The organism is Streptomyces sp. NPDC036984 (assembly GCF_055607665.1).
This window is the reverse complement of record NZ_JBVJRL010000011.1, coordinates 212,264-234,488: the sequence shown is the minus strand read 5'-3', so window position 1 is coordinate 234,488 and position 22,225 is coordinate 212,264. Positions and strand designations below refer to the sequence as shown.

The window sequence follows — 22,225 nt, the reverse complement described above, 5'->3', positions numbered from 1 at the left end:
GTTGGTAAGCCTTGATCAGCGTTGCTCAGCTTTTCCCGGGCGGTCCCCACGTTGGGGCGGGATTGGCTTCCAGTCTACCGGTAGCGCTGACATCGATGGGGGTTTGCCGGTACCTGAGTCCCCATGTGCCGCCCTCAACCGGTCTCGGCCGGGTCCCGATATACGGATGGGGGCTCCGAGGGGCTCACGGCGGCACTCAGCGCTTCGAGCCGTCAACCCTTGGCTACCGGGGGGTCAGAAGGCGATCCGCCGGCGGCCGGGTGGTGATCCACACCTGTGTACGCAGGCACGACGGCACACCGGCGCAAGCCGGTGACGTGAGGTACGTCACCCTCGCGTCGACCCCCCGTCAGCGCCCGTCAGACGCCCGTCAGGGCCTTCGCCGGGCGCCCGTCAGGGCCTTCGTCAGCCGTAGGTGTCGCCCGGCCCGGTGCTGCCCGGGGCGCGCAGCGGGCCGTAGCGGCGGGCCGGGCCGCCGGGATTGAGAACCTTGATCACCCGTACGGTGCCGTGCCCGAGGTCCTCGTTGAGCCGGGCCACCAGCGTGGGGGCGAGGACGCGCAGCTGGGTCGCCCAGGCCGTCGAGTCGCAACTCACGGTCAGCACCCGCTCGTCCTCGTCGTACCGCTGCGGCACACAGTGCTTGGCCAGGTCCTCGCCGACGATCTGCGGCCAGCGGCCCATCACCCCGCCCACGGCCGCGGGCGTCTCCCAGCCGCGCTCGTTCAGCAGCCGGTTGATCGCCGCGCCGAGTGCCATCGGATCGCGGCCGTCGGCGCGCGCGCCGGACCGCAGCCCACCGCCCCGCCGCGCCTGCTTCTTCTGCCGCGCCGCGTCCCCACGCGCGCGTGCCTGCTCCTTCGCGGCGCGCAACGCCACGCGCGCGAGGTCGACGCCGGAAGGCTCCTTCTGGTTGCCGGCGTCCTTGCCCCTGGCTTCCGTGTTCCGGACGTCCTTCTTCCGTGCGTCCGGAGCGGGTTCCTCGGTGCTCATACGCGCTCCACCGTCCCGTCGGCCACCGCGTACCGCGCACCGGCCAGCACCTGGGGTACGTCGTCATCCACGGCGGCGGTCACCAGCACCTGTTCACCGGGCGCGACCAGCTCCGCCAGCCGCTCCCGGCGGCGGGCGTCCAGCTCGGCGAAGACGTCGTCGAGGATCAGCACCGGCTCGTTGCCCTCGGCGCGCAGCAGGTCGTAGGAGGCCAGCCGCAGGGCTAGCGCATAGGACCAGGACTCGCCGTGCGAGGCGTACCCCTTGGCGGGCAGCTGACCGAGCTTGAGCACCACATCGTCCCGGTGCGGGCCCACGAGGGTGACGCCCCGCTCGATCTCCTGCTTGCGCGCCTCCGTCAGGGCCGCCGTCAGCTGGTTGTAGAGGTCCTCGCGCGTGTGCGCCTCGCCCGGCGCGGACGGCTTGTACTCCAGCGCGACCGGACCGCCGCCGGGGGCCAGTTGCTCGTACGCCTTGTCGGCGAGCGGCTGAAGGGCGGCGAGGAGATCCATCCGCTGGGCGAGCAGTTCCGCACCCGCGCGCGCGAAATGCTGGTCCCACACGTCGAGGGTGGACAGGTCCATGGACCGCCCGCCGTGTCTGCGGGCCAGTGCCGCCGTCTTCAGCAGGGTGTTCCGCTGCTTGAGGACCCGCTCGTAGTCGGAGCGCACGCCCGCCATCCGCGGGGAGCGCGCGGTGATCAGCTCGTCCAGGAACCGCCGCCGCTCGCCCGGGTCGCCTTTGACGAGGGCGAGATCCTCGGGCGCGAACAGCACGGTCCGTACGATCCCCAGCACGTCCCGGGGCCTGACCTGCGAGGACCGGTTGATGCGGGCGCGGTTGGCCTTGCCCGGGTTCAGCTCCAGCTCGATCAGCTGCTGCCGGTCGCCCTGGCGGACCTGGGCCCGGACGATCGCCCGTTCGGCGCCCATGCGGACCAGCGGGGCGTCGGAGGCGACCCGGTGACTGCCGAGCGTCGCCAGATACCCGACCGCCTCCACGAGGTTGGTCTTGCCCTGCCCGTTCGGGCCGACGAAGGCGGTGACGCCCGGGTCGAGCGGGACCTCGGCCCGGGCGTACGAGCGGAAGTCGGCGAGCGAAAGATGCGTGACGTGCATAGTCGTTTCGCCGGCTCCCTGGTTCTCTCCGGCCTGCTGCTTCGCGGCCTACTTCTTCTCTACGGCGTGACCGCCGAACTGGTTGCGCAGCGCGGCGATCATCTTCATCTGCGGCGAGTCCTCCTGGCGGGAGGCGAACCGCGCGAACAGCGACGCGGTGATCGCCGGCAGCGGCACCGCGTTGTCGATCGCGGCCTCCACAGTCCAGCGTCCCTCACCGGAGTCCTGGGCGTAACCGCGCAGGCCGGCCAGGTGCTCGTCCTCGTCGAGGGCGTTCACCGCGAGGTCCAGCAGCCAGGAGCGGATGACCGTGCCCTCCTGCCAGGAGCGGAAGACCTCGCGGACGTTCTCCACGGAGTCGACCTTCTCCAGCAGCTCCCAGCCCTCGGCGTAGGCCTGCATCATGGCGTACTCGATGCCGTTGTGGACCATCTTCGCGAAGTGGCCCGCGCCGACCTTGCCGGCGTGCACCGCACCGAAGTCGCCCTCCGGCTTCAGCGCGTCGAAGACCGGCTGCACCTTGGCGACGTTCTCGGCGTCCCCGCCGTACATCAGCGCGTACCCGTTCTCCAGGCCCCAGACGCCGCCGGAGACACCGCAGTCGACGAAGCCTATGCCCTTGGCGGCCAGCTCCTCGGCGTGCTTCTCGTCGTCCGTCCAACGGGAGTTGCCACCGTCCACGACCACGTCGCCGGGCTCCAGCAGCTCGGCGAGCTGGTCGATGGTCGACTGGGTGGGCTCGCCGGCCGGGACCATCACCCAGACCACGCGCGGACCGCTGAGCTTGCCCACAAGCTCTTCCAGGCTGTGGACATCCGCGAGGTCCGCGTTGCGGTCGTATCCGATGACGGTGTGGCCCGCGCGGCGGATCCGCTCGCGCATGTTGCCGCCCATCTTGCCGAGGCCGACGAGACCGAGCTCCATCAGTTGTGTTCCTTAGGTCGCTGTGTGGCGTGAGAGGCACCTGAGTGCCGAGCCGAGCCTAGCTGTGCCTCGCCGCGCACAGCTGTGGGCATACGCGCTCATTCGAAGCCACCTGACCTGCGGAAACCCACCCCGCCCGAGCCGGGCGGGGTGCCGGGCACCCACACGAGGCACCCGGCACCGTGCACACCTGTGGAAAACGTCAGCCGCTGAGCCGCACCGGCATGATCAGGTACTTGTAGGCGTCGTCCGCCTCCGCGTCCAGCGCCGGCTTGCCGCTCAGCAGCGCCGGCTTCGTGGACGTGGTGAACGACAGCTGAGCCACCGGCGAGTCGATCGCGCTCAGACCGTCCAGCAGGAAGGTCGGATTGAAGGCGATCGAGATGTCGTCGCCCTCCAGCTGGGCGTCGACCCTTTCCACAGCCTGTGCGTCGTCGCTGGATCCGGCCTCGAGGATCAGCACACCCTGCTCGAAGCTCAGCCGCACCGGCGTGTTCCGCTCGGCGACCAGGGCCACGCGCTTGACGGCCTCCACGAAGGGCGCGGTCTCGATCACGGCGACGGAGTTGAACTCGGTCGGAAACAGCGTCCGGTACTTCGGCAGGTCGCCCTCGAGCAGCCGCGTGGTCGTACGCCGGCCCGCGCCCTCGAAACCGATCAGGCCCTCACCGGCACCGGAGCCGGACAGCGCCAGCGTGACGCTGTCCCCGGCGCCGAGCGACTTCGCGGTGTCCAGCAGCGTCTTGGCGGGCACCAGGGCGACGGCGGAGGCGTCCGGGTTCTCGGGCTTCCACAGGAACTCGCGGACCGCGAAGCGGTAGCGGTCGGTGGAGGCCAGGGTGACCGTGTCGCCCTCGATCTCGATGCGCACACCGGTGAGCACCGGGAGCGTGTCGTCACGGCCGGCCGCGATGGCCACCTGGGAGACGGCGGCGGCGAAGACCTCACCGGGGACGGTGCCGGTCGCGTTCGGCATCTGCGGCAGCGCCGGGTACTCCTCCACAGGCAGGGTGTGCAGGGTGAAGCGCGAGGAGCCGCAGACCACGGTCGCCCGTACACCGTCTGTGGAAATCTCCACCGGACGGTTGGGGAGGGCGCGGGAGATGTCGGCGAGCAGACGGCCGGAGACGAGGACGGTGCCCTCCTCGTCGACCTCCGCCTCGACGCTCACACGCGCGGAGACCTCGTAGTCGAAGCTCGACAGGCTCAGCTGGCCGTCCTCGGCCTTCAGCAGCAGGCCGGCGAGGACAGGCGCCGGCGGACGGGCCGGGAGGCTGCGTGCCGCCCAGGCCACTGCCTCCGCGAGTACGTCGCGTTCCACCCGGATCTTCACCGTAAGCCGCCTCCTGCTGTTGCTACTGAGTCCTCCGACTCGGTGTCACCGCCCACTGCGACGGGAAGGACACCGGGGACCAGTCTGACGCACGGCACTGACAGTAGGTGCCCGTCGGGGTCAAGTCGGTCCGAGGGGCAGCCGGGCTCGAGACGGCGAGTTGTGCACAGGCCCCGCTTCCAAACGATTGCCGAGCTCTCTCTAGTCGGGAGTAGTAGTAGGGCCTGTGGATACCGTGGATAACCACGTTTGCCCAGCTCAGCACAGCTTTTTTATCCACCGACCCTGTGGGTGGAGGCAGTGGACAACTGGGGGTCTCTGTGGAGAACAGGAAGTTCTGCACACACCGCCCACAGGGGGAGGGCAGTTCTCCCCAGCTGTGTCCCCAGGAATACCCAGGTTTCCCACACCCCAATCCGGCAGCTTCCTGTGACGGCTTTCACTCGACGCGGTGAGCGAGGGCCTCACGTTGCCGAACAGTGGACAGCCATGTGGAGAAGCCGGGGTTTGCTGGGGACAACCGCCCCCAGCCTGTGGGGTCCTGGTGGAAAACCCCGGGCACCGGCTGGGGAGCTCCAGGTTTTCCACAGTCTGTGGAGATCCTTCGTCCACGATTCCACAGGCCTCTGAGCTGGGCGGAGGCCACGGAACCAGCCTCCCTGTGGACGCAGTTCGGGACAACTCCACAGTCCCCAGGATGTGGACGGAAGAAAGTCACCGAATCTGTGGAGAGTGGCCGTAACCAGGCAAGTAATCGAACACGGGATGGCGGGGAGGAACGGTCCACAGGGCTGTGCGCGACGCCCCGGACGCCTGCGGGGGGCCTGTGGGGGCCGTCGGGAGGGCCGGAATGGCGGCCGGCGGTGCGGGCCCCGGGCGGCGGCACGGGCCCCCTTTCGTCCTGGGCTCTCCGGGGCCTTCGGGGCTCCTTCCGGGCTCCCGGCGGGCTCCCTGCGGGCTCTTGCGCGGGCCCGGGAACGCTGAAGGGCGCCCCGGGATCTGATTCCCGGTGGCGCCCTCCGTGCCGGCGTACGGCCGGCCTCAGCCGTTCTTGATGCGGTTGGTCAGCTCGGTGACCTGGTTGTAGATCGAGCGCCGTTCGGCCATCAGCGCGCGGATCTTGCGGTCGGCGTGCATCACGGTCGTGTGGTCGCGGCCGCCGAACTGCGCGCCGATCTTCGGCAGCGACAGGTCGGTCAGCTCACGGCACAGGTACATCGCGATCTGCCGGGCGGTGACCAGCGCGCGCCCGCGCGAGGTGCCGCACAGGTCCTCCACCGTCAGCCCGAAGTAGTCGGCGGTGGCCGCCATGATCGCCGTGGCCGTGATCTCCGGCGCGCTGTCCTCGCCGCCGGGGATCAGGTCCTTGAGGACGATCTCCGTCAGGCCCAGGTCCACCGGCTGCCGGTTGAGCGAGGCGAACGCCGTCACCCGGATCAGCGCGCCCTCCAGCTCACGGATGTTCCGCGAGATCCGGGAGGCGATGAACTCCAGCACCTCCGGCGGCGCGTTCAGCTGCTCCTGGACCGCCTTCTTGCGCAGGATCGCGATCCGCGTCTCCAGCTCGGGCGGCTGGACGTCGGTGATCAGACCCCACTCGAAGCGGTTGCGCAGCCGGTCCTCCAGCGTGACCAGCTGCTTGGGCGGCCGGTCGCTGGAGAGCACGATCTGCTTGTTGGCGTTGTGGAGCGTGTTGAAGGTGTGGAAGAACTCCTCCTGCGTCGACTCCTTGTCCGCGAGGAACTGGATGTCGTCGACGAGCAGGATGTCCATCTCCCGGTAGCGCTTGCGGAAGCTGTCGCCCTTGCCGTCGCGGATGGAGTTGATGAACTCGTTGGTGAACTCCTCCGAGCTGACGTACCGCACACGCGTGCCCGGGTAGAGGCTGCGCGCGTAATGCCCGATGGCGTGCAGCAGATGCGTCTTGCCGAGCCCCGACTCCCCGTAGATGAACAGCGGGTTGTACGCCTTCGCAGGCGCCTCGGCGACCGCCACCGCCGCCGCGTGCGCGAACCGGTTGGAGGCGCCGATGACGAACGTGTCGAACAGGTACTTCGGGTTCAGCCGCGCCGTCGGCTCGCCGGGGCCGCTCGCCTGCGCCGGCTGCGCGGACGGCGGGCCGGGGGTGCCCGCCGTGGACACCTCCGGGCGGCCGGGGCCGCCGCGGGGCGCCGACGGGTCGGGCAGCTCACGGCGGACCGGGTCACGCTGGTCGTACTCGGTCCGGGACGGGTCGTACTCGGGGCGCCCGGCGGCGTAGTCCGGGCGTTCGTAGTCGGCGCGCGGGCGGTCGTAGTCGCCGCGCTGCTGGTCGTACGACGGCCGTTCCACGCCCTTCGCGCGGTAGTCCTGGGCCGGCGAGCCGTACGCGTCCGGGCCGGAGCCGTAGCCGTCCTGGGACGACGGCGAGGCGTACGGGTCCCGCTCGGGGAAGCCGAGCCGCGGCTGCTGCCAGCCGTACTCGTCCTGCCCGGGGCGCGGCCAGGCGCCGGGTTCGGGGCGCTGGTACTCGGACGGGTAGGCCGGGCGGGCGGTCGGGAGCTGGTCGGGCCGCGGCTCGGTGCCCGGGAGCTGGTCGGGAGCGCGGTGGCGGCCGTAGCCCTCGTACGACCCGGACGGCAGTTCCGGCTCCTCGTAACGCGGCGGGGGCGCCTGTTGCGCGGGAGGCGCCGGCGGTTCGCCCGCCGAGTCGTCCACGGTGATCGCGATCCGGATGGGGCGGCCGCACTCGCGGCTCAGGGTCTCGCTGACGATCGGCGCGAGACGGCCCTCCAGTACGCCCTTCGCGAATTCGTTCGGTACGGCGAGCAGGGCGGTGTCCGCGACCAGCGCGAGCGGCTGGCAGCGCCGGATCCAGTGCTCGTCCTTCGCCTCCACGCCCTGGCCGCGGCCTTCCCCGAGGAGCTGCTCGAGTACTCGTGGCCACACTGCGGCAAGATCGGCAGGTACGTCAGCCACAGGGCACGCTCTCTCACAGGTCCCACGAACGTGTGGTTCAGGGACGGGTCGGGATGAAATCCGGGTGGGTGGGTGGGGGCAATCCCGCTCGGGCGGGGACAAGGGAACGAATCGGAGTTCAGCCACGGTAGTCAGCGCGGCGGGTGCGGTTCAAGTTGTTGTCCCCAGCCTGTGGATAGTGTCTCTTGCTGACCCTCGGTTTGACCGAATGGCGCAGCCCCGCGTACCGTAACCAGGTCGAGTTGTCGATGGCTGCTGCCGCCTGCCTCCGATGGGCACAGGTCACGTCAGGTGATCGGGAAGCGGTGCACTCGGGCGTGACGCGAGCTACTCGTGGGCGCACGGTGACAGCCAGGACGGCACCCCGCCACTACCGATTCTTTCTGGAGCCCCCGAGTGAGCAAGCGCACCTTCCAGCCGAACAACCGTCGTCGCGCGAAGACCCACGGCTTCCGGCTGCGTATGCGCACCCGTGCCGGCCGCGCGATTCTCGCGTCCCGCCGTAGCAAGGGTCGCGCCCGTCTGTCCGCCTGATCCCGATCAGGTCATGACGTCGTGCTGCCCACCGAGAACCGGCTGAGGCGGCGCGAGGACTTCGCGACCGCGGTACGACGAGGTCGCCGGGCAGGTCGCCCGACCCTCGTCGTCCACCTTCGTAGCGGTGCCACGGACCCGCACGCGCCTGGGGAGAGCGCTCCCCCGACGCGTGCGGGTTTCGTCGTCAGCAAGGCCGTGGGTGGCGCGGTCGTACGCAACAAAGTGAAGCGCAGACTTCGCCATCTGATGCGTGACCGAGTCGCCCTGTTTCCCCCCGGTAGCCTGGTAGTCGTACGAGCGCTGCCCGGAGCGGGCGACGCCGAGCACGCACAGCTGGCCCGAGACCTGGACGCCGCCGTTCAGCGGCTACTGGGAGGGGGCGCGCGATGAAGTACCCGCTGCTGGCTCTGATCAAGCTGTACCAGTGGACGATCAGTCCGCTGCTGGGGCCGGTCTGCAAGTACTACCCGTCGTGCTCTCACTACGGATACACAGCCATCGACCGGCACGGTGCGATCAAGGGAACGGCACTCACCGCCTGGCGCATCCTCCGGTGCAATCCGTGGTCGCTGGGCGGTGTGGACCATGTTCCGCCGCGTAAGCGCCCGCGGTGGCACGAAATGCTGCGCGACGCCTGGCGCACACGCAGGGGCGGGCCCTCCGCCGCCGAACCGGCCACCGAAGCGAAGCTTGAATCCGAGTCTCCTTCGAGCCCGGCCGCAGAGACCTCGTCCCATGCCCAAGGAGCATGATTAGTGGACACGATTGCCAGCCTTTTCAGCTTCATCACGACACCCGTCTCCTGGGTCATCGTCCAGTTCCACACGGTGTACGGCAAGATCTTCGGCCCTGACACCGGGTGGGCCTGGGGCCTGTCCATCGTGTCTCTGGTGATCCTGATCCGCATCTGCCTGATCCCGCTCTTCGTGAAGCAGATCAAGGCGACCCGGGCGATGCAGACGCTCCAGCCCGAGATGAAGAAGATCCAGGAGCGCTACAAGAACGACAAGCAGCGCCAGTCCGAAGAGATGATGAAGCTGTACAAGGAGTCGGGTACCAACCCGCTCTCCTCGTGCCTTCCCATCCTGGCGCAGTCCCCGTTCTTCTTCGCCCTGTACCACGTGCTCAACGGCATCGCGTCGGGCAAGCAGATCGGCGTCATCAACGAGGGGCTGCTCGAGAGCGCGCGGAACGCGCACATCTTCGGTGCCCCGCTGGCCGCGAAGTTCTTCAGCAGCCAGGACCAGGTCGCCGCGCTCCATGCCTCGCTGACCGACGTCCGCGTCGTGACCGCGATCATGATCGTGCTGATGTCGGCGTCGCAGTTCTACACGCAGCGCCAGCTGATGACGAAGAACGTCGACACCACGGTGAAGACGCCGTTCATGCAGCAGCAGAAGATGCTGATGTACGTCTTCCCGGTCATGTTCGCCGTCTTCGGTGTGAACTTCCCGGTCGGTGTCCTCGTCTACTGGCTGACCACCAACGTGTGGACCATGGGCCAGCAGATGTACGTCATCCACAACAACCCGACCCCGGGTTCCAAGGCTCAGGCCGCCTACCTGGAGCGCCTGACCAAGCACGTCACGCAGCACGGCAAGGTCCGCCGGCGCAGCGAGAAGGCCATCGTCAAGGCGATCGTCAGCAAGGGCCGCGACCGCAACGAGTTCGAGCGCAAGTTCATCAACGCGCTGAACAAGGCCGGCCTCGCCGCCGAGGCCGACGGCACCGTGGTGAAGAGCGCGGTCCAGGCCACGGCGCAGACCGATGACAGCGCGGCCACCGGCACCGCCGCGGCCGCCGCCGGCCGGCGTCAGCAGCCCAAGCGTCAGAGCAAGGCCCAGCGTCAGTCCGGCGGGCTCAAGTCGGCGGGCGACTCACCGTCGCTGGAGAAGTCCGACGAGCCGCAGGACGCCAAGCCTGCCGCTGCCAAGCAGGCCCAGAAGCCCGGCTCCGGCACCCGCAGCAAGGCCCAGTCCGGCCAGCGCAAGGGTGGCCCGCAGCGGCCCAAGTCCCCGTCCAAGAAGTAAGAAGGAGCCCATCCCGTGACGGAAGGCACCACCTCCGCCGCTGCCGAGGGTGCAGACACCCTCACCCGCCTGGAGCAGGAGGGTGAGATCGCGGCGGACTACCTGGAGGGTCTGCTGGACATCGCCGACCTCGACGGCGATATCGACATGGACGTCGAGGCCGACCGCGCCTCCGTGTCGATCATCAGCGACACCGGCAGCCGCGACCTGCAGAAGCTGGTCGGCCGGGACGGCGAGGTGCTGGAGGCGCTTCAGGAGCTGACGCGCCTGGCGGTGCACCGGGAGACCGGCGACCGCAGCCGGCTGATGCTGGACATCGCGGGGTACCGGGCCAAGAAGCGGGCCGAGCTGTCCGAGCTGGGCGCCAAGGCCGCCGCCGAGGTGAAGAGCACGGGCGAGCCCGTGAAGCTCAAGCCGATGACTCCGTTCGAGCGCAAGGTCGTGCACGACGCGGTCAAGGCAGCGGGACTGAGCAGCGAGTCCGAGGGCGAGGAGCCGCAGCGGTTCGTCGTCGTACTGCCCGCCTGATCGGCCCCTTGAACGACCGGCCCCGTCTGACCGCAGGCGGGGCCGAATTTTTCTCAGCCTGGTAGTTCTGGTGGCCGGTGCGCGAAGCACCGGCGCTGTACGGAAGGACGGTCCCCGTGACGGAGGCAGCGGAGCTTCCCCCCGCGCCCGAGCAGGCGCGGGAAGTGTTTGGTGATCGCTTCGCCGATGCGGTCCGCTATGCGGAGCTGCTCGCCGAGGCGGGCGTGCAGCGTGGCCTGATCGGCCCGCGCGAAGTGCCGCGCCTGTGGGAGCGGCACCTGCTGAACTGCGCGGTGCTCTCCGAGGCCGTCGCGGAGGGGGTGACGGTCTGCGACGTCGGCTCCGGTGCCGGGCTGCCGGGCATCCCGCTCGCCCTGGTCCGCGACGACCTCAACATCACCCTGCTGGAGCCCCTGCTGCGGCGCACCAACTTCCTCAACGAGGTCGTCGAGCTGCTGGGCCTGGACCACGTCACCGTCGTGCGTGGCCGTGCCGAGGAGGTCATGGGCAAGCTGCCGCCGGTCCACGTGGTGACTGCCCGGGCCGTGGCCCCGCTCGACCGCCTGGCCACCTGGGGTATCCCCCTGCTGCGCCCGTACGGCGAGATGCTCGCGCTCAAGGGCGACACCGCCGAGGAGGAGCTGAAGGCCGCGGCCGCCGCCCTCAGCAAGCTCGGCGCGGTCGAGACGTCCATCCTGCATGTGGGTGAGGGCGTGGTGGATCCGCTGTCCACCGTGGTCCGGGTCGAGGTCGGCGAGAGCCCGGGTGGTGTGCGCTTCGCCGCGAAGCGCGCCAAGGCGGCCCGAACCGGTCGCGCCCGCCGTCGTCGGTGACGCGGAGGACGGGTGCCGCTGATCCGTCCTGACGACGAGACGTACTCCACACAAGCTGCCAAACGTACGCAAGTCGGAGTGTCGCGAAGGTCCGGTCGCAGCCGCTGTGCATCGTGTTTCACGTGAAACGTCGCTCACTGCTGCACGGCATCATCAGTCGTGGCCGCGCTGCGGCCGAACCTCGCGACCGTAAGCCTCTCGGTTCCCTCGAAGGGAACCCTGTTGCCCCGGCAAGTCCGTCCCCCTCCAGGGGCACGGACTTGTCCACAGAGGTGGATTTCTCCACAGAACGCCAGGCCTCACTGGTTCACGACCCCGAAGACATGGGAGGCTCTGTTCATTGCGAGCCTGAAGTCGAGGAGAGTGAATCCGTGCGGTCCGACGCCAACATCGCGGGACCGATGACCGATCCGGTCCCCGGTCCCCGTACCGAGTCGATGGGGGCGGATGTTTCACGTGAAACACCGCCCCCGATGGACGACACTCCCATCGGTCGTGCGGCCCAACTGGCGGTAGAGGCTCTCGGCCGCGCCGGCGAAGGCCTGCCGCGACCCGAGCAGACCCGAGTCATCGTGGTCGCCAACCAGAAGGGTGGCGTGGGCAAGACGACGACGACCGTCAACCTTGCCGCTTCGCTGGCTCTGCATGGCAGCCGCGTCCTGGTGATCGACCTCGACCCACAGGGCAACGCGTCCACGGCTCTCGGGATCGACCACCACGCGGAGGTGCCCTCCATCTACGACGTGTTGGTGGAGAGCAGGCCGCTCGCCGAGGTCGTTCAGCCCGTCCTTGATGTCGAAGGCCTTTTCTGTGCCCCCGCCACCATCGATCTCGCCGGTGCGGAGATCGAGCTGGTATCTCTGGTGGCCCGGGAGAGCCGGCTCCAGCGTGCCATCCAGGCGTACGAACAGCCGCTGGACTACATTCTCATCGACTGCCCGCCCTCGCTCGGCCTGTTGACGGTCAACGCCCTGGTCGCGGGCCAGGAGGTCCTCATCCCGATCCAGTGCGAGTACTACGCGCTGGAGGGACTGGGCCAGCTGCTTCGCAACGTCGACCTGGTGCGGGGCCACCTCAACCCCACGCTGCATGTGTCGACCATCCTGCTCACCATGTACGACGGCCGGACGCGCCTTGCCTCCCAGGTCGCGGAAGAGGTGCGCACCCACTTCGGCGACGAGGTGCTGCGGACGAGCATTCCTCGCTCCGTCCGTATCTCCGAGGCGCCGAGTTACGGGCAGACGGTGCTGACTTACGATCCAGGATCGAGCGGCGCCCTCTCCTATCTGGAGGCGGCCCGAGAAATCGCGCTGAAGGGCATCGGCATCAGCTACGACGCGAGCCAGGCCCACATCGGCGCTCAGAACGACCCAAGCATGGTGGAGGGGATCCAGTGAGCGAGCGACGGAGGGGTCTGGGCCGTGGTCTCGGCGCACTGATCCCCGCAGCCCCGACCGAGAAGACTCCGGCCCCGGCGGCGATGGGGGGCGGAGCATCCACCTCCCCCGCGGCCGTTCCGGTGCTGACGACCGACCGCGGGGTGGCCGCGGCCAAGGTGGCCACACTGCCGCCTGCTGCCCAGGAGATCGAGGCGGCTCCGGCCCCGGCCGCTGAGGTGCCGGCACCTCCGATGGGCGCGCACTTCGCCGAGATCCCGCTCGACGCCATCACGCCGAACCCTCGCCAGCCGCGTGAGATCTTCGACGAGGACGCGCTCGCCGAGCTGGTCACCTCCATCAAGGAGGTCGGTCTCCTCCAGCCCGTCGTGGTGCGGCAGCTGGGTCCCGCCCGCTATGAGCTGATCATGGGCGAGCGCCGCTGGCGCGCCTGCCGGGAGGCCGGTCTCGAGGCCATCCCGGCCATCGTCCGGGCCACGGAGGACGAGAAGCTCCTCCTGGACGCGCTGCTGGAGAACCTGCACCGCGCGCAGCTGAACCCGATCGAAGAGGCCGCTGCCTACGACCAGCTGCTGAAGGACTTCAACTGCACGCACGACCAGCTGGCCGACCGGATCGGGCGGTCGCGTCCGCAGGTCTCCAACACCTTGCGTCTGCTGAAGCTGTCCCCGACCGTTCAGAAGCGGGTGGCCGCCGGGGTGCTCTCGGCCGGCCACGCCCGGGCGCTGCTGGCCGTGGAGGACTCGGAGGAGCAGGACCGGCTGGCGCACCGGATCGTGGCCGAGGGGCTGTCGGTGCGGTCCGTGGAAGAGATCGTGACGCTGATGGGCTCGCGGCCCCAGAAGGCCTCGCGCGCCCGGGGCCCCCGGGCCGGTTCCGTGCCCTCTCCCGCGCTGAGTGAGCTGGCCACGCGTCTCTCGGACCGCTTCGAGACGCGGGTGAAGGTCGAGCTGGGGCAGAAGAAGGGCAAGATCACCGTCGAGTTCGCCTCCGCGGACGATCTCGAACGGATCCTCAGCACGCTGGCCCCCGGCGAGAAGCTGGCTCTTCAGAAGAGTCTCCAGGAGAGCGACGCCGAGACGGACGACTGATCCTCGGGGTGTGCCGCCCGATGGCGCAGTGGAGCGGGCCGAGTTCCGGGGTGTACCGGAACTCGGCCCGCTCTTTGCTGTGAGGCGGTGTCGGGTGAATCCCATCGTGGATACGATGCGAACAGGTATGGCACATCCACCGGACAGCGTCTGCATTTCTGAGTGGGGAGTCGGGGGCCATGCGATTGATGAGCCGCACCGGACTGGTGAGCGCGGGCCTGAGCCTGGGAGCGGTCGGCGGATTCGTCGGCAGCCTGCTCAGGGAACGGGGCGCTCTGACAGCCGCTCTCGATGCGGCGGGCGAAGGAAGCGAGGATCAGCCTTCATGGGGCGTCGGCTCGTGCCGCTCACGCTGGACAACCTTCAGGACCTTCCCCACCGTTGCCGCTCGTGCGTCTTCTGGGAACTGGATCCTGTCAGCGGCGAAGCGGCGGTGAAGGCGGGCACGTCCGCGCTGGAGAAGGAAGCCTGGATCTCCGCCGTCCTGCTGGACTGGGGATCGTGCGGCCGGGTGGTGTACGTCGATGACGTCCCGGTGGGATTCGTCCTCTACGCTCCGCCGGCCTATGTCCCCCGCTCGACGGCCTTCCCCACGAGCCCGGTCTCGCCGGACGCCGTTCAGCTGATGACGGCCTTCGTGATGCCCGGTTATCAGGGGCAGGGACTGGGCCGGGTGCTGGTTCAGGCGGTTGCCAAGGATCTGCTGCGCCGGGGCTTCAAGGCGATCGAGGCGTTCGGCGACGCCCGCTGGAAGGAGCCCGCATGCCTGCTTCCCGCCGACCATCTGCTGGCCGTCGGCTTCAAGACGGTCCGGCAGCACCCGACGCATCCTCGGCTGCGGCTGGAGCTGCGGTCCACGCTCTCTTGGAAGGAGGACGTCGAGATGGCACTTGACCGGCTCCTGGGAGCGGTTCAGAAGGAGCCGGCGCTGAGGCCGCTCTAGCGGACGAGCATCAGGGGACGGCCTCCCTGCGTAACGGCCGCGCCATGCAAATGGGCCAACCCGAGGGGGTTGGCCCATTCGTGTTTCACGTGAAACGTCACTTGGCGGCGATGTACTCGTCCAGGTCGCGGAGGAGCGCGGCCTTCGGCTTGGCGCCGACGATGGTCTTCGTAACCTCGCCGCCCTGGTAGACGTTCAGGGTCGGGATGGACATGACGCCGTACTTGGCCGCCGTGTTCGGGTTCTCATCGATGTTGAGCTTGACGATCTCGATCTGGTCGCCGTACTCGGCAGCGATCGCCTCCAGCGAGGGAGCGATCTGGCGGCACGGGCCGCACCACGCCGCCCAGAAGTCCACGAGGACGGGCTTGTCGCTCTTGAGGACGTCCTGATCGAAGGAATCGTCGGTGACAATCTTCAGGTTGCCGGCCACAGGGGGCTCCTTACCTTGGTCGTGCGGTGGGGCGGGGGGAGTGGCAAGGTCAGACGGCGGTCTTCTCGGGCTCCGCCTGGTCCTCGTCCGCCAGGGCGGCGAGGAAGCGCTCGGCGTCCAGAGCGGCGGAGCAACCGGTGCCGGCCGCGGTGATCGCCTGACGGTAGGTGTGGTCGACCACGTCACCGGCGGCGAAGACACCGGTCACATTGGTGCGGGTGGACGGGGCGGCGACCTTCAGGTAGCCCTCCTCGTCGAGGTCCAGCTGTCCCTTGAACAGCTCGGTGCGCGGGTCGTGGCCGATCGCGATGAACAGCCCCGTCACGGGCAGCTCGGACAGCTCACCCGTCTTGACGTTGCGCAGCCTCAGGCCGGAGAGCTTCTGGTCACCCTGGACCTCGGCGACCTCGCTGTCCCAGACGAACTTGATCTTCGGGTCGGCGAAGGCGCGCTCCTGCATCGCCTTGGAGGCGCGCAGGGTGTCCCGGCGGTGGACGATCGTCACGGACTTGGCGAACCGCGAGAGGAAGGTGGCCTCCTCCATGGCGGTGTCGCCGCCGCCGATCACGGCGATGTCATGGTCCTTGAAGAAGAACCCGTCACAGGTGGCGCACCAGGAGACACCGCGGCCGGAGAGCGCGTCCTCGTTCGGCAGGCCCAGCTTCCGGTGCTGGGAGCCGGTGGTGACGATGACGGCCTTCGCCTGATGGACCGTTCCCGCGGTGTCGGTGACCGTCTTGATCTCACCGGTCAGGTCGACGGAGACGATGTCGTCCGGAACCAGCTCGGCACCGAAGCGTTCGGCCTGGGCACGCATGTTGTCCATGAGGTCGGGGCCCATGATGCCCTCGCGGAAGCCCGGGAAGTTCTCCACCTCGGTGGTGTTCATCAGCGCACCACCCGCGGTGACGGCGCCCTCGAACACCAGGGGCTTCAGCGACGCACGGGCGGTGTACAGCGCCGCCGTGTAGCCTGCGGGCCCGGAGCCGATGATGATCACGTTACGGACGTCGCTCACGGGTTGATTCCTCGTCTCTGGTCTGCGTCAGTCGACCGGTGCGAGCCCCTTTCGGGAGTCTCACCCCACCCAACGGATCCTACGGGGCCCGCATTCCCGGTGTGTCCGGGCACACGCTTACTCCCGGATGGCCGAAGAAGTGTTCCAGCAGACTCAGGGTCGCGTGACCGACTGCTTCAGCATGACCTTGCCGGCCGAAGCGGTCTGCTGGTGGACACAGGCCGCGTCGACCACATAGGCCGTGACCCGCTCGCTGTCGTGGGCGTCGGCCACCACGACGAGGTAGGCAACCTTTCCTGCGTAGGTTCCCGTCTTGGCTCCCAGGACGTTGGCGCTCTGGCCGAGCGCCTGCCGGACGCAGTCGGGGACCGGAACCGTGGTCTGGAGCAAGGTGTTCGGGCCCTCGGTCGAGCCGGGTGCGTTCGACTCGCCCTCACGCAGCCGGGGCTTCTCGCTGCCCTGCGGCAGCCCCTTCTTGGCGGTGAGGAGGGAGCGCACCTGGTCCTGCACGCTGTCGCCGGAGAAGGGGCCGGCGGTGGCGGTGGGTGTTCCGTGGGCGGTCGTGTGGTCGGTGTGGTCACCGAGCGATGTCACGAACAGACTCCCGGCGCCGAGCACCGCGGCCGTGAGAACGGCCCCCAGGACGAGCCGGCCGCGGCGTCGCCCCCGCTCGGACGCCTTGCGCCCGGGCCCGGTCGCCGCACGCGGACGCCCGGCGGGCCGGTCAGCGCGGCGATCCGCGAGGTGATCGGCAAGGGGGGATGTTTCACGTGAAACATGGCCCGCGGCGCCCCCGGCGATCGCATGGAGGGGCGCCTCGGCGGCCAGGGCGGCGTCGATGCGCCCGGCCACATCCTCCGGCATCCGCTCGGGCTCCGGCACGGACCCCAGCAGCTCCCTGATCTCCTCCAGGGAGGCATACACATCCGCGCACGGCTCGCAGGCATCCAGATGGCGTCGCACGTTCGTGCTCCGGTCCGGCGGAAGCAGGCCCTCGGTGAGGTCGGAGATCTCCGCGACGTCCGGGTGCCCGGCCGTGTCTGTCGTGGACGTCACGCTCGCCCACCTCCGCCCTTCACTACGGCTGAATCACTCGTTCCCGCGTCCCCGGGATGTCCGCTCGGTGACCCCGATGCCGGTGGGACGGATGGCCCCCGCCCCCGGTTCCGTCCCGGACCGGTTTCTTTTCCGCCCCCGGTACCGTCGGCTCGTGGACCCGTGCTGCCTTCGGGCCGTAGATGCGTGAGCAGGGGCAGCAGCCTGGCCCTGCCCCGGGCGCACCGGCTCTTCACCGTGCCCGTCGGCACGTCCAGGATCCGGGCCGCCTCCGCCACCGGATACCCCTGCATGTCCACCAGGACCAGAGCGGCCCGCTGCTCCGGCGGGAGCGTGCCGAGCGCTTCCAGGAGCTGGCGGTGCACATCCTTCCGCTCGGCCGGTGCCGAGGCGGACTCGTGTGGCTCCAGCAGCTGCTCCAGCCGTTCGGTGTCGTCGACCGGAGCCGTTTTCCGAGAGGCGGCCTTACGTGCCCGGTCCAGGCAGGCGTTCACCGTGATCCGGTGCAGCCACGTCGTGACGGCCGACTGCCCCCGGAAGGTGTGGGCGGCCCGGTAGGCCGACACCAGGGCGTCCTGGACCGCGTCAGCGGCCTCCTCCCGGTCCCCCAGGGTGCGCAGCGCGACCGCCCAGAGCCGGTCCCGGTGCCGCCGCACGATCTCACCGAAGGCTTCGGGGTCGCCTTCCACGTGGCGGGCGAGCAGGTCTCGGTCGCCCACTCCCTCGTATCCGGCGCCCTCCGCCATCTGCCCCCTCCGGTCGGGTGAGACGTCAGCCCGTGAATTTCACTTCACCGATGGCCTGCTTGTAGCCGGCACTGGCGTACAGGGTGGAGTCGTACCCCGACTTCGGCACGGCCGTCAGCCAGACGAGGACGTACTGCGTCTTGACCGACTTGGTGACCTTCACCGTGGCGGTGGTGCCCGTGGTCATGGCACTGCCGATCTTCGTCATGGAGTCCAGCGACGCCGGTGTCAGCGAGTCCGCAGCGTACAGCTCGACCGTCGTGTGGTCACCGCCGTAGCGCAGGGCGAGGGCGGCGGTGCTCAGGTTCTTCGCCGAGCCGAGGTCGTAGACGATGCCGACGCCCGGCTTGAACGGCGCGATCGTCGGACCCTCGTTGAAGCTCTTGGTCTTCCAGTAGGTCGACGTGTTGCCGTCGTAGGTCTTGGGCTCGGCGCCGGAGTTCTGGGCGTCGCCCTCGGCGACGAACTCCTGACCGTTCTGGATCTGTATCGGTGTCGGCTTCGGCTTCGCGGCGTTCTTGTCGCCGTTGTCCGTCGTCTGGCTCTTGTGGGTGTCGTCGGACTTGTCGCTCTGATCCATGAGGGCGTCCGCCAGCTGCCAGCTGCCCAGGCCCAGGGCGGCGATGAGCAGCGCCGACACCGCCCACTTCAGGACCCTGCCGGTGCGGCTCTGGAGCGGAGGCGGCGGGCTCCCGATCGGCTGGGTGGAACCGGCGTGCGGTGCCGGGCGGCCGTAGGTCCCCTGCTGGTAGGTCGTGCGCTGGTACTCCGGCGGGGCCGTGAACGCCGGCTCGGGCGGGCGGATGCGCGGCATCTCGCCGATCGCCTTCACCAGCTCCTCCGGCGTGGTGCACGCGGCCTCGTGCCGGGACGCCGTGGCCCCGTCGTTGACGAGGGCACGCATGGCCAGCTCGGACAGACCACGGTGCACACCGGCCCGCACCTGGTCCGGGGCGATGAGCCCGATGTCCTTGGGGAGGCCGGACAGGCCGTAGGCGTCGTTCTCGTACGGCCAGCGCTGGGTCAGCGCCGCGTACAGCAGGGCGCCGATCGCCTCGGTGTCGGTGCGCTGCGGCGTGTCGGAGCTGACGCCCCGCAGGGCGGCGTTCACGGCCAGGCCGCGGATCCGCCACTGGCCGGTGGAGGCGCGCAGTACGGCGTTCGGATTCAGCCGCAGATGGGCGAGGCCCTCCCGGTGGGCGGCAGCCATGGCCGAGGCGACCTGGCTGACCATCTGGTAGGCGTCGTGCGGCTCCAGCGGGCCGCCGGCGAGGAGCGTGGACAACTCGGTGGCGTCGGGCAGCCACTCGTGGACGACGTAGACGAGATCGTTCTCCTCGACGGCGTCGAGGACCTGGACGAAGCGCGGATCGCCGAGCAGCGCCGAGGAACGGGCGGCGGCGAGGACGGAGCGGGCCCGGGCGTGGTCCGCGGGCAGGATATGGACGCCGACGGCACGACGGAGTTTCTCGTCGACCGCACGCCAACTGCTGAATCCGTCCAGACGGGTGACGCACTCCTCCAGCCGGTAGCGTCTGGCGAGCTTGTGACCGCTGTGCAGCTCCGGAGGCGAGGTCTTCCGTCCGAGACCCTCGGATCCGCTGTTCCTCTGTGCCTCGTCGCTGTCCGTGTCCCGCTCCGGGTTCTTGGCCACCCCGTCGGCCGTGGACTGGTCCGCCTTGGCGGTCAGCGGCTGCTCGCCGCTGTTGTCTGCCACGTCGACGGCAGCTGTGCTCCGTTCCGCCACCGTCGTCCCTGCCTCCCCATCCGTTGCATGCTGTCCGACGCCGAAACCAATTGTGCCCACAGTCCGCCGCTATGCACGACACACGGCAGCGGACGATGGTTGTGCGCCTACCCCCGCCTCAACGACCCAGACGCCCGCGCACCATACCCACGAGCGAGTTGAGTTCCTCGATGCGCATCCGGCGGGCGGCGACGAAGAAGACGCCGAACAGGACGACACCGCCGACGAGCAGCGCGGCGAAGGAACCGACGACGCCCTCGCCGAGGCTGTGGCCGATGCCGTAGCAGGCCGCGCCGCTGAGCAGGACCGCCGGCACCGAGGCGATACCCAGGCGCGCGTACGTGCGCAGCACCCGGGCCCCGTCCAGGTCGCCGCCCAGCCGCATACGCAGCCGCCGCCAGGCGACCCCCACACCGATGGCGTAGGCGAGGCCATAGGCGGCGGCCATGCCGGCCACCGCCCAGCGCGGCGGCAGCAGGAAGTAGCACAGCGCCGAGGCGCCGGCGTTGACGGCGGCCACGATGACCGTGTTGTAGAAGGGCGTGCGGGTGTCCTCGTAGGCGTAGAAGGCGCGCAGGACGACGTACTGCACCGAGTAGGGGATCAGACCGAGGCCGAAGGCCATCAGCATGTATCCCATGTTGGTGGCCGCCAAGGTGCCCGCGGAGCCGAAGATCAGCGTGCACATCGGGACGCCGAGCGAGACGAACCCGAAGGCGATGGGCACGATGGCGACCGCCGTGGTGCGCAGTCCCTGGGAGATGTCGTCGCGGACGGCGCCCGTGTCGCCCTCGGCAGCCGAGCGCGAGATACGCGGCAGCAGGGCGGCCATCAGGGACACGGTGATGATGGCCTGCGGCAGGCCCCAGATCAGCTGGGCGTTGGCGTAGGCCGCGAAGCTGGTGCCCTTGATGCCGGAGTCCTTGCCGGCGGCGATGGACAGCTGGGTCACGACCATGGCGCCCGCCTGGTTGGCGAGGACGAACAGGACCGTCCACTTGGCGAGCATCGCGGCCTTGCCCAGGCCGTGGCCCTTCCAGTCGAAGCGGAGCCGGATCCGGAAGCCGGTCTCGCGCAGGTAGGGGATCATCGCCAGGGCTTGGACGACCAGGCCGAGCAGCACACCGACGCCGAGCATCCGCTGGCCCTCCGGCGGGATGTTGGTGACGCCCATGTGGGAGTTGGCGGCGCTGCCGTAGACCCAGATGAACATGCCGAGCGTCACGATGATGACGATGTTGTTCAGTACCGGGGTCCACATCATCGCGCCGAACTTTCCGCGCGCGTTGAGGATCTGGCCCATCACCACGTGGATGCCCATGAAGAAGATCGAGGGCAGGAAGTAGCGGGTGAAGGTGATCGCGACCTCGTTCGCGGCCGGGTCGTTGGCCACCGGGTTGGCCAGCATCCGCACCAGAAGCGGCGCGGCGAACATGGCGAGGCCGGTCAGCGCGGCCAGTGCCACCATCACCAGGGTCAGCAGCCGGTTGGCGAACGCCTCGCCGCCGTCCTCGTCCTCCTTCATGGAGCGCACCAGCTGCGGCACGAACACGGAGTTAAGGCCGCCGCCGACGGTGAGGATGTAGATCATCGTCGGCAGCTGGTAGGCCACCTGGAAGGAGTCGGCGAGGAAGCCGAGGCCCAGCGCGGCGGCGATCAGCGCGGAGCGGATGAAGCCGGTGAGGCGGGAGACCATCGTGCCCGCCGCCATGACGGCGCTGGACTTCAGCAGCCCGGCGGCCCGCCCGCCCTTCTTGGCGGGTGCCGCGGCAGCGGCGCCGGCCGTGGCGACCTCGGGCCCGGCGGCTGCCTGGGGACCGACGGGGTCCGGAGCGGCCGCCGGGGCGGGCACCGGAGACTGCCCCGGGTATCCGGCGGCGGAGGGGCCGGCCGGGTACGCGGCGCCGGCGTACGGGTGGCCCTGCTGCGGGCCGTGACCGTGCGGCGGCGGGTACTGAGCGGCGTGACCGTGCCCGCTGCTCGGCGCGGCGGCCGGTCCCGGGACGGCCGGAGGATCCATGGGCCCGGGCCCGCCGCTCTGCTGCTGGTCCTTGAAGAGGTGCGCGAAGGCGTCCGGCTCGTGGTACTCCTCGCCGGAGTGCGTGACCAGGTCGTCCACGCCCACGAACTGCGTCGTACGCGGATCGTCGCCGTACGGCAGGTACGGGGTCGCGCCCTCCGGCTCCGGCGCCGGGGTCTGCGCCCACACCTGTGGGTCGGGGGCGTACGGCGACTGGGCGGGCGGGGCGTACAGCGGCTGCTGCTGGTCGTAGGTGCCCGGAGGCGGCGGTGGGTGCGCGGCGCGGTCGTACAGGGCCTCGGCGACCGGGTCCTGGGCGGCCAGGTCGTGCGCGCGGTAGGGGTCCTGCTCGTAGGCGTCCTGGAGGTACATGTCCGCCGCGTGCTGCGGCGGCACCTGGCCGGACTCGGGCGGTGGCTCGGGGTAGCCCGAGCCGGCCGCGCCCTGGCCGCGGTCACCGTCGTACGGCGCGTTCATGCTTACCCCACCTCATCGTCCCGGGCCCACCGGCCACGACATC

General features: G+C 69.7%; 20 protein-coding genes. 9 read left to right on the top strand and 11 right to left on the bottom strand.

Annotated features, from left to right (window positions below; translation table 11 throughout):
• Window positions 1–405 precede the first annotated feature (405 nt).
• The 5 genes from ACZ7DL_RS21870 to dnaA form a co-directional block, all read right to left on the bottom strand.
• Window positions 406–993: a DciA family protein gene (locus tag ACZ7DL_RS21870; protein WP_470776097.1), complete on the bottom strand. Its 588-nt coding sequence runs from the start codon at window positions 991–993 to the stop codon at window positions 406–408.
• Window positions 990–2,111, bottom strand: coding sequence for a DNA replication/repair protein RecF (gene recF / locus ACZ7DL_RS21865; RefSeq protein ID WP_470776095.1), 1,122 nt, complete (start codon window positions 2,109–2,111; stop codon window positions 990–992). Before recF ends, ACZ7DL_RS21870 begins: the two co-directional genes overlap by 4 nt.
• 48 nt (window positions 2,112–2,159) lie before the next feature.
• Window positions 2,160–3,035: a phosphogluconate dehydrogenase (NAD(+)-dependent, decarboxylating) gene (gene gnd / locus ACZ7DL_RS21860; RefSeq protein ID WP_470776093.1), complete on the bottom strand. Its 876-nt coding sequence runs from the start codon at window positions 3,033–3,035 to the stop codon at window positions 2,160–2,162.
• A gap of 202 nt (window positions 3,036–3,237) precedes the next feature.
• Window positions 3,238–4,368, bottom strand: coding sequence for a DNA polymerase III subunit beta (gene dnaN, locus ACZ7DL_RS21855; RefSeq protein ID WP_470776091.1), 1,131 nt, complete (start codon window positions 4,366–4,368; stop codon window positions 3,238–3,240).
• Window positions 4,369–5,409: 1,041 nt separating this feature from the next.
• A complete protein-coding gene (dnaA, locus tag ACZ7DL_RS21850) occupies window positions 5,410–7,326 on the bottom strand; it encodes a chromosomal replication initiator protein DnaA (protein WP_470776089.1) in 1,917 nt (638 codons plus the stop codon).
• Between the two features lie 396 nt (window positions 7,327–7,722).
• Between dnaA and rpmH the strand changes: the two genes are divergently transcribed.
• From rpmH to ACZ7DL_RS21805, 9 genes are all read left to right on the top strand, one after another.
• Entirely contained in the window at window positions 7,723–7,860 is a 138-nt protein-coding gene (gene rpmH / locus ACZ7DL_RS21845; protein WP_003956500.1) for a 50S ribosomal protein L34, read from the top strand.
• 21 nt (window positions 7,861–7,881) lie between these two features.
• A complete protein-coding gene (gene rnpA / locus ACZ7DL_RS21840; RefSeq protein ID WP_470776087.1) occupies window positions 7,882–8,253 on the top strand; it encodes a ribonuclease P protein component in 372 nt (123 codons plus the stop codon).
• On the top strand, window positions 8,250–8,615 hold the full coding sequence (gene yidD, locus ACZ7DL_RS21835) for a membrane protein insertion efficiency factor YidD (RefSeq protein WP_470776085.1): 366 nt from the start codon (window positions 8,250–8,252) through the stop codon (window positions 8,613–8,615). Before rnpA ends, yidD begins: the two co-directional genes overlap by 4 nt.
• Before the next feature lie 3 nt (window positions 8,616–8,618).
• A complete protein-coding gene (gene yidC, locus ACZ7DL_RS21830; RefSeq protein WP_470776082.1) occupies window positions 8,619–9,893 on the top strand; it encodes a membrane protein insertase YidC in 1,275 nt (424 codons plus the stop codon).
• Window positions 9,894–9,908: 15 nt separating this feature from the next.
• Window positions 9,909–10,421 carry a Jag family protein gene (locus ACZ7DL_RS21825; RefSeq protein WP_470776080.1) on the top strand — a complete coding sequence of 171 codons (513 nt, stop codon included), beginning with the start codon at window positions 9,909–9,911 and terminating at the stop codon, window positions 10,419–10,421.
• 116 nt (window positions 10,422–10,537) lie between these two features.
• Entirely contained in the window at window positions 10,538–11,254 is a 717-nt protein-coding gene (rsmG, locus tag ACZ7DL_RS21820) for a 16S rRNA (guanine(527)-N(7))-methyltransferase RsmG (RefSeq protein ID WP_470776078.1), read from the top strand.
• Between the two features lie 323 nt (window positions 11,255–11,577).
• The gene (locus ACZ7DL_RS21815) at window positions 11,578–12,651 is read left to right on the top strand and encodes a ParA family protein (protein WP_470776142.1); all 1,074 of its coding nucleotides are present in this window, start codon (window positions 11,578–11,580) and stop codon (window positions 12,649–12,651) included.
• A complete protein-coding gene (locus tag ACZ7DL_RS21810; protein WP_470776075.1) occupies window positions 12,648–13,742 on the top strand; it encodes a ParB/RepB/Spo0J family partition protein in 1,095 nt (364 codons plus the stop codon). Before ACZ7DL_RS21815 ends, ACZ7DL_RS21810 begins: the two co-directional genes overlap by 4 nt.
• Window positions 13,743–14,067: 325 nt before the next feature.
• Window positions 14,068–14,685: a GNAT family N-acetyltransferase gene (locus tag ACZ7DL_RS21805; RefSeq protein ID WP_361977709.1), complete on the top strand. Its 618-nt coding sequence runs from the start codon at window positions 14,068–14,070 to the stop codon at window positions 14,683–14,685.
• A 97-nt stretch (window positions 14,686–14,782) separates the two neighbouring features.
• On the opposite strand, the gene trxA is transcribed toward ACZ7DL_RS21805, so the two are convergent.
• The 6 genes from trxA to murJ all read right to left on the bottom strand — a co-directional run bounded on the left by trxA (window position 14,783) and on the right by murJ (window position 22,182).
• Window positions 14,783–15,118, bottom strand: a complete 336-nt coding sequence (gene trxA / locus ACZ7DL_RS21800; RefSeq protein ID WP_470776071.1) for a thioredoxin — start codon at window positions 15,116–15,118, stop codon at window positions 14,783–14,785.
• Between the two features lie 49 nt (window positions 15,119–15,167).
• Window positions 15,168–16,136, bottom strand: a complete 969-nt coding sequence (gene trxB / locus ACZ7DL_RS21795) for a thioredoxin-disulfide reductase (RefSeq protein ID WP_470776069.1) — start codon at window positions 16,134–16,136, stop codon at window positions 15,168–15,170.
• Window positions 16,137–16,289: 153 nt separating this feature from the next.
• Window positions 16,290–17,192 carry an anti-sigma factor family protein gene (locus tag ACZ7DL_RS21790; protein ID WP_470776068.1) on the bottom strand — a complete coding sequence of 301 codons (903 nt, stop codon included), beginning with the start codon at window positions 17,190–17,192 and terminating at the stop codon, window positions 16,290–16,292.
• Complete coding sequence (gene sigM, locus ACZ7DL_RS21785) at window positions 17,189–17,938, bottom strand: RNA polymerase sigma factor SigM (protein ID WP_470776066.1); 750 nt, start codon at window positions 17,936–17,938, stop codon at window positions 17,189–17,191. The genes ACZ7DL_RS21790 and sigM overlap by 4 nt, the downstream gene beginning before the upstream one ends.
• 25 nt (window positions 17,939–17,963) lie before the next feature.
• A complete protein-coding gene (locus tag ACZ7DL_RS21780; protein ID WP_470776063.1) occupies window positions 17,964–19,685 on the bottom strand; it encodes a protein kinase family protein in 1,722 nt (573 codons plus the stop codon).
• A gap of 118 nt (window positions 19,686–19,803) precedes the next feature.
• Entirely contained in the window at window positions 19,804–22,182 is a 2,379-nt protein-coding gene (gene murJ / locus ACZ7DL_RS21775; protein ID WP_470776061.1) for a murein biosynthesis integral membrane protein MurJ, read from the bottom strand.
• Window positions 22,183–22,225 lie beyond the last annotated feature (43 nt).